Raw genomic sequence first — 12,708 nt, 5'->3', positions numbered from 1 at the left:
AGAAAAAAACTTGATCATTTCTATTTCCAGTGCATCATTAGCGTTAATGGCGCTGGGATATTCCTTTTATCATGGCTATGAAAAAAAATAAAATTATGAGATATCTGTACAACCATATATATCAGTAGTTCCGACAGTTGACGCCACTAAAAATTAATACCGATACTATATCTATATTACGACAGCTAATTTGAACATCGCTTAAGCGATGGCCCCAAAGGGGTGAGGCCCCGCAGGGGCCGAATCAACCTGGCTGCATTACAATTTATTCCGCTATTATGACCCAGTGGGCGGTAGGTTTACCCAGCCTGACCCGATAGGGTTAAGTGGTGGATTAAACCAGTACGCTTACGCACAGAATTCGTTGAGTTGGGTTGATCCGCTGGGGCTGAGTAAATGTGGTCTGCACGGTAAATATAAAAAAATAGATAAGGCCAGCTTACCAGGATGGATTAAAGATTCATTTAAAAATGGCGAATATAAAACAGTCATGACTACTGAAGATGTTACCTTATATCGGATGTTTGGTGGTCATGCGAAAATAGATGGTTCATTTGTTAGCACATCTCCTGCTTTAAATAGAATTCAGTCTAAAATAGATTCCACTCTATTACCTAAGTGGAAGAATACAAGGCAATTTGAAGCGGTAATTAACGTACCTAAAGGAACTATTCTTCAGGTAGGTAAAGTTGAAAAACAAACTATGCTGTCTGGTTCTGTACTTGAAGGAGGAGCAGACCAGGTACTGTTACCACAGGGTTATCCTCTATCCTGGATAAGTGATGTGAGAATTTTATGAAGGATATTACTCTTGGATAAAAAACCACTTTTATCTGAAATAGATAAAACAATTAATAATATTGAAGCGGTTATAAAAACTGAGCACAAAGAAGATTTGCGAACTATTATTAATGATCTTGAACGGTTAAAAGTGAAAGTCATTAATAATGAAATAAAGAATAATCCGTTAAGAGGCTTTGCCCGTCGTTATGCAGAAATGTATAACTACTACCTTAATCCAATTACAGATGTCTTGGACAGAATGGAAAAAGCAGTCGATAGCTATTTAGAAAGAGAAGTATAGTTAAATAAGCCGGAAGTGATCCCTCTGAACCTTCCGGCTTAATTTTTAGCCGCTGACTAAGGCCAGCCCCTGCTGCCGGCTCTGCTTAATATCCCGCCTATGCCGTTTTAGCCTAATTTTCTCCCGCCGCAACCGCGTCTCCCAGACCGATAAACCGCGTCAGATAGTCTGGCACAATCTGTTGCAGAGGCTGAAAGGCGCGCGCTGGGCATACGATGGTTTTGGGCGGATGACCTGGCGGGAAACCGGGCCAGATGCCGTAGAGCAGCATTACCGCTATGATGATGAGCAGCGGATAGCGAAAGTACGTTTTAGCGGGCATAAAGAGTTCAGCCGGGCAGAATACCGCTATGACGCGCTGGGGCGCCGCACGCAAAAAATCCTGCATCGCTACCATAAGCCGGAGGAGACGATTTCCTTCCTGTGGAGCGGCATGCGGATGGTGGGCGAAAGCAGCAGCTTGTTGCCGGATCGCAACATGCAGTATCTGTACAGCGAAGGAAGCTGGGAGCCGCTGGCACGGGTCGACAGCATTGGCGAACAGGCGGATATTTTCTGGTACCACACCGAACTGAATGGTCTGCCCGAGCGGATGACCAACCAAGAGGGGGAAGTCGTCTGGCGCGGCCGGTTCTCCACTTGGGGAATGACCGGGCAGGAGAGCAGCAATGGCTTCCAGTCAGTGCCGCAAAATCTGCGCTTCCAGGGGCAGTACCTGCACAGGGACTAATTTGCGACAGCAAATTTGAACATCGCTTCAGCGATGGCCCCAAAGGGGTGAGGCACCGCAGGTGCCGAATCAACCGGGCTGCATTACAATTTATTCCGCTATTATGACCCAGTGGGCGGTAGGTTTACCCAGCCTGACCCGATAGGGTTGAGTGGTGGATTGAATACTTATAGTTATGTTGGGGATCCGCTGGTTTGGGTTGATCCGCTGGGGCTTGCTTGTTGGGCAGCTAAAGAAGTCGCAGGTCGCAAGGTTTATCAACGCAACGATCTTTTTGATCCTAATTATACCGATGCTTTTGGGCGAACAAATATTCAAAGGATGAGAAAAGGTGATGCACCTATAGGTAATGATGGACTTGAGGTTAATCTACACCACTTGACTCAGGACGAGCCAGGTTCAATGGCCGAAATATTAAGTAGTTATCACAGTGAAAATGACAGGATCCTCCATATGTATTCCAATCAATGGGATAAATTTTGGGTTGGACCTGATGGAATTAGAAGACCATACAACAGCGCTCCAGATTCAATGGATAGGCGTCCATTCAATAAATGGAAGAAATCCTACTGGAAAACAAGGGCCTTAGATTTCTAAGGAGATGGATATGAGTTATATTTCTGATGTTGAAAAAGAGATTAAGTCTAGTGGGGAAGAGTCTTTTATCACTGGAGGGGCTTCGGATGCAAAAATAATGGAATTCGAATCGCTTCTTGGAGTGAAATTCCCAGAGTCTTACAAGTGTTTTTTAAAGGCTTATGGAGCATTATCTTTTTGTGGTGATACTTATTATGGTATTACTCAAAAAGGTAAAGAAGAAAATCAGGTTCCATGTGTTTTATTTTCAACTCTGGATGCTAGGTCTAGAGGTGATATTAGTGAAAGAATGATAAAAGTAAAATCATCTGGATATGGCCCATCTTTTTCACTGGATTTAGATATTTTGGGGCAAAATGGCGAACCTGCAGTGGTTGAAACTGAATTGTCATTCAAGAGTACAGGTGATAAAAAAATAATATCGGAAAGTTATGGTGGTTTTTTGCTGATGAGTATTAGAGAAGCTATTGAGGACATATAATTTTTGATGATTTTTAGGGAAGCATTAAATCTTCAATTATTTAAGAAGATTTAATGCGCGTGGTTTTTTTTAACTGTGATTCGATTTCCAAATAAATATGAAGGTTAAATGAGGTTTGCTAATATTCTTCATGAGCTATCAAGTGTAAAATCATCGATCAGATTAAATATTGAACATACTTCATGTAAAATAAAAGAACTGATTAGGCTATTGTTGAATCGTTAACTAAACTTACATGCATTTTTTATGTTTTTGACGAATTAAAAAAATTCAGAGTTAATTATCGATAAATTGACTGTCATTCAATTTGAAAACGATTATGATTATTGGATATGGTTATAACATGCAGTTTTCCTACGTGCAGAAATAGCTAAGTTTAATGGTGGCTCGGTTAATTTTGACGATTCAATTAAAAAAACACTTGATGTTTTTAATTCTGGTGAGGGGACTTCAAGAAGCACACTCCTGGTAGTGATTTATGGAAAATATTACATCCTAATGGTTACGGCGGGTATGCCGTATGGGGGAAATAAAATGACTTTGATTGACGTTATAAATCAGCTGGATAGCTTCGATAGCGACGATACTATTTATGTGAAAAAACCTTGGAAACCTGACTCTGAAGTTGTTGTCGCGACTGAACCTGATAGTGGTGGTGTGCCGGATCAAGCTGCAAAAATAAATGCAGAATATTTTATAGAAATATTCCTTGCAATAGAGTTTTTAGAAGATTGGCTGTCGAACCTTGATCAGAAACCTTCAGCACAAGATCGGTGCTTACGGTTGATCCAGTATGCTGAAAATGATGCCTAATCGCTGATAACAAGCCGAAAGCCATCCCCCCGATCTTTCCATCTTTATTTTTAACCGCTTACCTGAGCTAAATAGCTGCGCGGAATATTGCTCCACTTTTGGTTAGCCCTTGCGTGACAAAGGATTGGAGCTGTTCTCTCTGTCAGGTGGGCTGCATCGGGTTTGCGATGCGTTGGTCTTCCGCGATAGCTACATGTAAAAAAATGGCAGGTGTAGCGGTATTAGGCGCAGCTATTTAGCAACGCCAGGGTCTGCTGCCGGGTCCATCTCCAGTTGCAGATGCTAAAGCCGCGCAGAATATCGCTACGATGCTTTAGGTCGCCGCACGCATAAAATCCTTCATCGCCACCACAAGCCGGAGGAGACGATTTCCTTCCTGTGGAGCGGCCTGCGGATGGTGGGCGAAAGCAGCAGCTTAACTCCGGATCGCAACACACAGTATCTGTACAGCGAAGGAAGCTGGGAGCCGCTGGCACGGGTCGACAGCATTGGCGAACAGGCGGATATTTTCTGGTACCACACCGAACTGAATGGCCTGCCCGAGCGGATGACCAACGAAGAGGGTGAAGTCGTATGGCGCGGCCGGTTTTCAACCTGGGGAATGACCGGACAGGAGAGCAGCAGCGGCTTCCAGTCAGTGCCGCAAAATCTGCGCTTCCAGGGGCAGTACCTGGACAGGGACTAATTTGCGACAGCAAATTTGAACATCGCTTCAGCGATGGCCCCAAAGGGGTGAGGCACCGCAGGTGCCGAATCAACCGGGCTGCATTACAATTTATTCCGCTATTATGACCCAGTGGGCGGTAGGTTTACCCAGCCTGACCCGATAGGGTTGATGGGTGGTGATAACCTGTATGCGTATGCGCCTAATCCGTATGGGTGGATCGATCCTCTTGGTTTGAGTAAGTGCTCAACGGGTAGAGAACATTGGCCGAATGAACCGGTTCAATTTAAAGGTAATAAAGTTTATCAGCGTGATGATTTGTTTGATCCTTATAAAATGACTACCTGGCGTGATAAAGGTAAGGTATTCAAAGGTACAAATATTGACAGAATGGCTACAGGGCGGGCACCGGTTGGATATGATGGGAATGCCGTGAATTTACATCATATGTTGCAATCTCAAAAAGGCCCGATTGCCGAGATGAGTCAAACCTTCCATAAAGTTAATCATGGTGTGATTCATATAAATCCTAATACAATACCATCCGGTATTAACAGGGCCGAGTTTAATACTTGGCGAACACAATATTGGATGCATAGAGCGGGTGAATATTTATGAACAGAAACGACTTACTGGATGTTCTTAAGAAACATGAAGATATTGTTAACTTGGGAAGTTCAGAAGATGCGCCGGAATCTCAGTGGATCGATAAGTGTGAGCAAGCGCTGGGTGTTACCTTGCCAGAAGATTATAAATGGTTTTTAGGTGAATTCGGGGGGGGGGAAATATGCGGGGAAGAAATATATAGTATTTACTGCATGCCATTTGATGAAGCGGTAGGCGGGGATATAGTCTATCAAAACACTATTGCAAATAAAAATTTGGCTCTTGGTAAAATAGTCTTATCTAATACTGATTTTGGTGAGGAGTTTTATTTTAAAACTAGCGATATTGCATCTGTGTATGTTTTCTTTGGAAATAAAGAAGAAAAGTATGCAAATGACTTCATTGAATATGTTTATAAAAGATTAATGTCCTATATCTAAATTATAGCCGGAAGCGATCCCCAAGATCCTTCCGGCTCTTTACCCTGAGCCACTGATTACGCCAGCATCTCAATCATCCGTTGCTTAGTCTGTTCCAGCTCTTGTTGCTGCGCCTTAAGCTGCTGTTCCATTGCCCGCGGCCGCCTCTCCTCGCGGCTGTCGGGGATCAGCAGCAGACAGTCGTACAGCACCGCGAGGCTGACGTCGGTTAGCGCCGCAATTCCCGCCTCAGCCACGTCTCCAGGACGGATAAACCGCGTCAGATAGTCTGGCACAATTTGTTGCAGAGGCTGAAAGGCGCGCGCTGGGCATACGATGGTTTTGGGCGGATGACCTGGCGAAAAACCGGGCCAGATGCCGTAGAGCAGCATTACCGCTATGATGATGAGCAGCGGATAGCGAAAGTACGTTTTAGCGGGCATAAAGAGTTCAGCCGGGCAGAATACCGCTACGATGCTTTAGGTCGCCGCACGCATAAAATCCTGCATCGCCACTACAAGCCGGAGGAGACGATTTCCTTCCTGTGGAGCGGCCTGCGGATGGTGGGCGAAAGCAGCAGCTTAACGCCGGATCGCAACACGCAGTATCTGTACAGCGAAGGAAGCTGGGAGCCGCTGGCACGGGTCGACAGCATTGGCGAACAGGCGGATATTTTCTGGTACCACACCGAACTGAATGGTCTGCCCGAGCGGATGACCAATGAAGAGGGTGAAGTGGTATGGCGCGGCCGGTTTTCAACCTGGGGAATGACCGGACAGGAGAGCAGCAGCGGCTTCCAGTCAGTGCCGCAAAATCTGCGCTTCCAGGGGCAGTACCTGGACAGGGACTAATTTGCGACAGCAAATTTGAACATCGCTTCAGCGATGGCCCCAAAGGGGTGAGGCACCGCAGGTGCCGAATCAACCGGGCTGCATTACAATTTATTCCGCTATTATGACCCAGTGGGCGGTAGATTTACCCAGCCTGACCCGATAGGGTTGATGGGTGGATTGAATACTTATAGTTATGTTGGTGATCCGCTGGTTTGGGTTGATCCGCTGGGGCTTGCAGGCTGTGCCAGAGCATTGAATCGGGCCATGAGAAAGGCTAACAAAACATTAGCCAGCGTTGAAGGCTATATGATGAGTGCATGGAATAAGTTTCGGGGATCTGCAGCACATCACATCGTTGCATGGGATGACCCCAGAGCCCTAAGAGCTCGCGTAATACTTGAAAAACACGATATCCACATAGATTCTGCCGAGAATGGAATATTCTTAAAGCACATTGATCTCAATTCACTTCAACCTGGAGCTTATCACCGGGTAATTCATACAAATAAGTATTATGATAATGTAGTGTCACGTATACAGAATGCAGATCTGATAGACGGGAAACAAGGTGTTATCGATGAGTTGAATGCTATCAGAGACGATCTATTATTTAATAGGAATATATACTAGTAATATTATGAAAATATATAAGATTAAACACGACCACTCAAGATATAAATTTTATCTTCAGGATGATAAAGATCCACTAGCAGTTAAGGCATTCTCAAATCATGGTGCTAAACTGTCTGATGGTTGGGTTCCATTCAATGTGTTTTTATTTGAAGGTAAAACAAAACAAGAAAAGGAACTGCGAGAGGATATAAATTCATCATGTTTCGATGATGGTTTACTATATGTGTCTAAAGATTTAGCTTTTAATATATTTAATGGATTTAATGAAGTAGAAGCTTTGTCAGTCCATACTGATAATAAAAAAGATTTTAAATATATAAATGTAATAAATATATTGCCATCACTAAAATATCACAGTACGGATGAGCTTAAGGAGATGTTTAGAACTGGTAAATATACTTTTGATGAAAAAGTAGTTAATGGACAATGTATATTTAGGGACAAGGTTTTATCCTCAACATATTTTGTCACTGATAAATTCATTAAAAAGTTCGGAAGTGAATTTAATGGGGTTATTTTTGTTGAAGTTGGAGAGGTTTGAATTTAAATTATTTTTCTTGGATGTGGTTTATCGAGAATTCTTTCACATTCTTGGTAAGTTAATGATTTTATAGAAAAATTATTAATTTAATCAATAATGTTAGGTTTTCTTTCGAAAACAATTGGGGAAATAAATTTTAATTTTATTAAAAGGCAAGATGGTTTACATATGCAAATTATTTTACGATTAATAATAAATATATTATAGTTCGTAAAAGTACATCACCTGATTTGTAGTCTTGTATAATAGGCTTGAAGCGATCCCGAATGATCCTTCCGGCTTTATTTTTCTCCGCTAATCTGAGCCAAATGCATCAGCGTCTGACATTTTCTCTAGGGAGGGCTTCGGGGATCATACCAGTGCGTCTGCTATGCCTTCACCGAAGTCCATCAAAAAAAGGCACCCTGAAGGATGCCCTTAGTCTTATTAAGCGGCGTTATTTCGCCAGCTTATCCTCGGTGCGCAGATCGAAATCCGACGCATCGTGGCGTTCATGCAACTGCTCAGAAGGTTCACCAAAGGTACGGTTGACGATGCGTCCGCGCTGCACTGCCGGGCGCTGTGCGATTTCATCTGCCCAACGCACCAGGTTTTTGTATGACTTGGCGTCGAGGAACTCCGCTGCGTTATAGACGGTTCCTCTGACCAGCGCGCCATACCACGGCCAGATTGCGATATCGGCGATGGTGTAGTCTTCACCGGCAATATAGCGATGGTTTGCCAGCTGACGATCTAACACGTCGAGCTGACGCTTGGCTTCCATGGTGAAGCGATCGATCGCGTATTCGATTTTCACTGGCGCGTAGTTATAGAAGTGACCGAAACCGCCGCCGAGATAAGGTGCAGAACCCTGTAACCAGAACAGCCAGTTCAGCGTTTCGGTGCGGGAAGCCGGATCTTTCGGCAGGAAGTGACCAAACTTCTCGGCCAGATACAGCAAGATCGCGCCGGACTCAAACACGCGGGTGGCGGGCTTGGTTGAGCAGTCCAGCAACGCAGGAATTTTTGAGTTAGGGTTCACGTCGACAAAGCCTGAGGAGAACTGATCGCTTTCACCAATGCGGATCAGATGGGCATCGTATTCCGCATCGTTAACGTTCAGCGCCAGCAGCTCTTCCAGCATGATGGTCACTTTCTGGCCATTCGGCGTACCCATTGAGTACAGCTGCAGTGGGTGCTTGCCCACCGGCAGTTCGGCTTCGTGACGTGCGCCAGCGGTCGGGCGGTTGATGCTGCCCCAGGTGCCGCCGGCTTCTTTGTTCTCTGACCAGACTTTGGCTGGCTGATAATCCTTGGTGCTCATGTCCGAAAATCCCCTTTCTGATAAAAAAATGGCGCATCCTGGAGCAAAGCCCACAGACGTCTTGCCGATGATGGTCTAAAAATAGCTGCTGTCTGCACAAAAAACCAAACGCGGTTGTTACATCGGATGTCAGGTATAGCATCAGGATCTGACCGGCGTTTATCTTTACGCAGCACTCTTCACACTCTTCAACGGGAATACAGAATGGATGAGCATTATCTGGCAGATCTGAAAGAAGCCGGACTGACACTGACCGAAGATGGACGCGTGTGCTGCTACTGGCAGCCTTCAATGCCTGACTATCATGATAACGAGTGGGGCAAACCAGTGGTGGATGACCGCCGCCTGTTTGAAAAAGTTTGTCTCGAAGGTTTTCACTCTGGCATGTCATGGCAGCTGATTTACAACAAACGGGAAAACTTCCGTCGCGCCTTTAAGGATTTTGATTTCCACGCCGTCGCGCAGTTCAACGACGAGGACGTTGCCCGTTTGCTGGAAGATAAAAGCATTGTCCGCAATCGCGCCAAAATTCTTTCCACCATCAACAATGCGCAGCGGGCCATCGAACTGATCGAAGAAGCCGGATCGCTGGCGGCGTGGTTCTGGCAGTTTGAGCCGCAGCCGGGCGAACGGCCTCATACCGTCGATCTGGAATACTGGCAGAATGCCAAAACCTCACCCGAATCAGTGCGCATGTCCAAAGCGTTGAAAAAACGGGGCTGGACGTGGGTAGGTCCGGTGACCACCTATTCGCTGATGCAGGCATTAGGGCTGATTAACGATCATCTGGCGGGTTGCCAGTGTCGGGACAAATTCGAGCAGCAGCGCGAAGCCCTCAACCGCCCGCTGTAATCAGGCCAGCAAAAACATTATCAAGAGGTCAGGCCAGTGTAGAACCCGGAACCCCGCCGCAAAATGGCTGAAAAAAACAGCAGCTGGAGCCATCTGGTTTCGCTGCGCTACGCATTTATGGGGATAACGCGGCGTTCTGCATTGTTTATAACCGCCGGATCGGCGAAAATGCCGGCCATTGATGATTAATCGCCTGTGAAATTGCCCCCGCGCCGTCTGCGCAGCGGCAGCACAGCACCAAACAGAGTTTTTTCATGTCTAATGCACCCTTTATGCAAGAGGTGGCTCGTCGCCGCACTTTTGCCATCATTTCTCACCCGGATGCCGGTAAAACCACCATCACTGAAAAAGTGTTGCTGTTCGGACAGGCTATTCAGACCGCCGGTACGGTAAAAGGTCGTGGCTCTAACCAGCACGCCAAATCGGACTGGATGGAGATGGAAAAGCAGCGTGGTATCTCGATCACCACCTCCGTGATGCAGTTCCCGTACCGCGAATGCCTGATTAACCTGCTGGATACGCCGGGACACGAAGACTTCTCCGAAGATACTTACCGTACGCTGACGGCGGTCGACTGCTGTCTGATGGTGATCGATGCCGCAAAAGGCGTTGAGGATCGTACCCGCAAGCTGATGGAAGTCACCCGTCTGCGCGACACGCCGATCCTGACCTTTATGAACAAACTGGACCGCGATATCCGCGATCCGATGGAAGTGCTGGATGAAGTCGAAAGCGAGCTGAAAATTGCCTGCGCGCCGATCACCTGGCCAATCGGTTGTGGCAAGTTATTTAAGGGTGTGTACCACCTTTATAAAGACGAAACCTACCTCTACCAGAGCGGTAAAGGACGCACCATTCAGGACGTGCGCATCGTGAAAGGGCTTAATAACCCGGATCTGGATGCCGCCATTGGTGAAGAGCTGGCCATTCAGCTGCGCGAAGAGTTAGAGCTGGTGCAGGGCGCTTCCCACGAGTTTGATAAAGAACAGTTCCTCGCCGGTAAGCTGAGTCCGGTATTCTTTGGTACTGCACTGGGTAACTTTGGCGTGGACCATATGCTGGATGGCCTGTGCGACTGGGCACCGTCGCCAATGCCGCGTCAGACTACGCTGCGCACCGTGACTGCGGCCGACGAAAAGTTCACCGGCTTCATCTTTAAGATCCAGGCGAATATGGATCCGAAACACCGTGACCGCGTGGCCTTTATGCGCGTGGTGTCCGGCAAATATGAAAAAGGCATGAAGCTGCGTCAGGTCCGTCTGGGCAAAGATGTGGTGATTGCCGATGCGCTGACCTTTATGGCCGGTGACCGTTCGCACGTTGAAGAAGCCTATCCGGGCGATATCATCGGGCTGCACAACCACGGCACCATCCAGATCGGCGATACCTTTACCCAGGGTGAAAACATGAAGTTCACCGGGATTCCGAACTTCGCACCTGAGCTGTTCCGTCGTATTCGTCTGCGCGATCCGCTGAAGCAGAAGCAGTTGCTGAAAGGCCTGGTTCAGCTGTCGGAAGAGGGCGCCGTGCAGGTGTTCCGTCCGGTACACAACAACGATCTGATTGTCGGCGCCGTGGGTGTGCTGCAGTTTGAAGTGGTTGTGGCGCGTCTGAAGAGCGAATACAACGTGGAAGCCATCTACGAAGCGATCAACGTTTCAACCGCGCGCTGGGTTGAATGCAGCGATGCCAAGAAGTTTGATGAGTTCCAGCGTAAAAACGAAGTGAACCTGGCGCTGGATGGCGGGGATAACCTGACCTACATCGCGCCGACAATGGTGAACCTGAACATTACGCAGGAACGTTATCCTGAAGTGGTGTTCCGCAAAACGCGCGAACATTAACAGATAATCAGGCCTGGTCTATACTGGAAAAAGCGATGCAATATGCATCGCTTTTTTTTCGCCTTCCTTTCCGCGCCGCTTTCCGCCCCCCATTTTTTACAGACTGCTCTTAAAAAACCTGCTTTTTGTGCATTTATCCATCATATCAACCACAAGCGGCGGTGAAATCCTGACGAGCGTCTATATTTAATCTCAACGGACGCAAAATATGCGGCGGTAAGCTGCAACGTCTCTCCTACTGCAGTCACGCCGTTTGTGACTGAAACCTCACAGTTGTGAGTGCAAAACACATGAAGAAGGAATAATCGATGAACACGACTAAGATTACTAAAACTCTGATGGCTGTACTGGTAGGTTCTGCGCTGGTAAGTGGTTCTGCAATGGCAGAAGACACCATGATGAACAAAACGCAGAATGCTGCTGACAACGCGGGTTCCAAAATCGATAGTTCAATGAAATCAGTCGGTGGGTACATGGATGACAGCGGCGTGACTGCCAAGGTGAAAGCCGCTCTGGTAGACAACGACGCAATCAAAAGCACAGATATCTCTGTTAAGACACATTCAGGCGTCGTGACGCTGAGTGGTTTTGTACCGTCTCAGGATCAGGCCGAACTGGCTGTGGCGGCGGCCAAAAAAGTCGAAGGCGTTAAATCTGTTAGCGACAAACTACACGTAAAAGACAGCACTAAAGCCAGCGTCAGCGGTTATGCCGGTGATACGGCAACGACCAGCGAAATTAAAGCTAAACTGTTAGCTGACGACATCGTGCCATCACGTAACGTGAAAGTTGAAACCACCAACGGTGTTGTCCAGCTTTCCGGTACGGTGAAAAGCCAGGCACAGTCTGAACGTGCCGAAAGCATCGCTAAAGCGATTGATGGTGTGAAAAGCGTTAAAAACGATCTGACTGTGAAGTCATAAAGCAGACGCGGGCCGGCTGATAACAGGACGGTCCGCAGCTGAAATGTTTGAAGAAAATAATCCACACTCGCCGGATTCGGCAGAGTAAATAAATCAGGCAGTTTGATTTTCTACATATAGGGTAAGGAGAAGCTTATGTTTCGTTGGGGCATTATTTTTCTGATTATTGCGCTTATCGCAGCAGCGTTAGGTTTTGGTGGTCTGGCTGGTACAGCCGCATGGGCAGCTAAAATCGTCTTCGTTGTCGGTATCATTATCTTCCTGATCAGCCTGTTCACCGGCCGCAAGAAGTTATAGATCCAATAACAGATGTTTCAATGAAGGCCAGTCACTGACTGGCCTTTAGCATTTCTGGCTTTACACATTCTGCCGCAAAAAACGGCAA

Annotated in this window: 13 protein-coding genes and 5 pseudogenes; 16 read left to right on the top strand and 2 right to left on the bottom strand. The window is 46.7% G+C overall.

All coding sequences use genetic code 11. The features are described from left to right. Positions 1-247: 247 nt before the first annotated feature. The 9 genes and pseudogenes from AC1UKS_RS18780 to AC1UKS_RS18740 form a co-directional block, all read left to right on the top strand. Positions 248-799, top strand: a pseudogene (locus AC1UKS_RS18780) (RHS repeat-associated core domain-containing protein); the annotation flags it as partial. A gap of 12 nt (positions 800-811) precedes the next feature. After that, positions 812-1,084 (top strand): hypothetical protein, encoded by a 273-nt coding sequence (locus AC1UKS_RS18775; RefSeq protein WP_482434802.1) that lies wholly within the window; start codon positions 812-814, stop codon positions 1,082-1,084. Positions 1,085-1,223: 139 nt separating this feature from the next. Then, positions 1,224-2,040: pseudogene (locus AC1UKS_RS18770) on the top strand (RHS repeat domain-containing protein); the annotation flags it as partial. A 95-nt stretch (positions 2,041-2,135) separates the two neighbouring features. After that, positions 2,136-2,411, top strand: coding sequence for an HNH/ENDO VII family nuclease (locus AC1UKS_RS18765; RefSeq protein WP_482437043.1), 276 nt, complete (start codon positions 2,136-2,138; stop codon positions 2,409-2,411). A 10-nt stretch (positions 2,412-2,421) separates the two neighbouring features. Further along, entirely contained in the window at positions 2,422-2,892 is a 471-nt protein-coding gene (locus tag AC1UKS_RS18760; protein ID WP_482434801.1) for an SMI1/KNR4 family protein, read from the top strand. A gap of 534 nt (positions 2,893-3,426) precedes the next feature. Then, positions 3,427-3,705 carry a hypothetical protein gene (locus AC1UKS_RS18755; RefSeq protein WP_482434799.1) on the top strand — a complete coding sequence of 93 codons (279 nt, stop codon included), beginning with the start codon at positions 3,427-3,429 and terminating at the stop codon, positions 3,703-3,705. Positions 3,706-3,994: 289 nt separating this feature from the next. Beyond that, positions 3,995-4,621 (top strand): annotated as a pseudogene (locus tag AC1UKS_RS18750) (RHS repeat domain-containing protein); the annotation flags it as partial. 84 nt (positions 4,622-4,705) lie between these two features. Beyond that, positions 4,706-4,987, top strand: coding sequence for an HNH/ENDO VII family nuclease (locus tag AC1UKS_RS18745; protein WP_482437041.1), 282 nt, complete (start codon positions 4,706-4,708; stop codon positions 4,985-4,987). Then, complete coding sequence (locus AC1UKS_RS18740; RefSeq protein ID WP_106382138.1) at positions 4,984-5,415, top strand: SMI1/KNR4 family protein; 432 nt, start codon at positions 4,984-4,986, stop codon at positions 5,413-5,415. Before AC1UKS_RS18745 ends, AC1UKS_RS18740 begins: the two co-directional genes overlap by 4 nt. Positions 5,416-5,471: 56 nt before the next feature. Here AC1UKS_RS18740 and AC1UKS_RS18735 read toward each other — a convergent pair. Further along, a pseudogene (locus AC1UKS_RS18735) lies at positions 5,472-5,651 on the bottom strand (SymE family type I addiction module toxin); the annotation flags it as partial. Positions 5,652-5,654: 3 nt separating this feature from the next. On the opposite strand from AC1UKS_RS18735, the pseudogene AC1UKS_RS18730 reads away from it, so the two are divergent. Continuing rightward, positions 5,655-6,857: pseudogene (locus AC1UKS_RS18730) on the top strand (RHS repeat-associated core domain-containing protein); the annotation flags it as partial. A 7-nt stretch (positions 6,858-6,864) separates the two neighbouring features. Beyond that, entirely contained in the window at positions 6,865-7,401 is a 537-nt protein-coding gene (locus AC1UKS_RS18725; RefSeq protein WP_482434797.1) for a hypothetical protein, read from the top strand. Positions 7,402-7,837: 436 nt separating this feature from the next. Here the strand turns inward: AC1UKS_RS18725 and yghU are convergent, their stop codons facing one another. Continuing rightward, positions 7,838-8,704: a glutathione-dependent disulfide-bond oxidoreductase gene (gene yghU, locus AC1UKS_RS18720; protein ID WP_265908392.1), complete on the bottom strand. Its 867-nt coding sequence runs from the start codon at positions 8,702-8,704 to the stop codon at positions 7,838-7,840. 204 nt (positions 8,705-8,908) lie between these two features. On the opposite strand from yghU, the gene AC1UKS_RS18715 reads away from it, so the two are divergent. From AC1UKS_RS18715 to AC1UKS_RS18695, 5 genes are all read left to right on the top strand, one after another. Beyond that, positions 8,909-9,556, top strand: a complete 648-nt coding sequence (locus AC1UKS_RS18715; RefSeq protein WP_053140460.1) for a DNA-3-methyladenine glycosylase I — start codon at positions 8,909-8,911, stop codon at positions 9,554-9,556. 63 nt (positions 9,557-9,619) lie between these two features. Then, positions 9,620-9,745: a hypothetical protein gene (locus AC1UKS_RS18710; protein ID WP_258167144.1), complete on the top strand. Its 126-nt coding sequence runs from the start codon at positions 9,620-9,622 to the stop codon at positions 9,743-9,745. Between the two features lie 65 nt (positions 9,746-9,810). Beyond that, entirely contained in the window at positions 9,811-11,400 is a 1,590-nt protein-coding gene (prfC, locus tag AC1UKS_RS18705; protein WP_265908395.1) for a peptide chain release factor 3, read from the top strand. Positions 11,401-11,708: 308 nt separating this feature from the next. Then, positions 11,709-12,323, top strand: a complete 615-nt coding sequence (gene osmY, locus AC1UKS_RS18700; protein ID WP_013200640.1) for a molecular chaperone OsmY — start codon at positions 11,709-11,711, stop codon at positions 12,321-12,323. 135 nt (positions 12,324-12,458) lie between these two features. Then, positions 12,459-12,620: a DUF1328 domain-containing protein gene (locus tag AC1UKS_RS18695; RefSeq protein WP_013200641.1), complete on the top strand. Its 162-nt coding sequence runs from the start codon at positions 12,459-12,461 to the stop codon at positions 12,618-12,620. Positions 12,621-12,708 lie beyond the last annotated feature (88 nt).

The organism is Erwinia sp. AK-PDG3-5, assembly GCF_056821705.1.
Note: the sequence above shows the minus strand (reverse complement) of the source record. Positions and strands in the feature narration are given on the sequence as shown.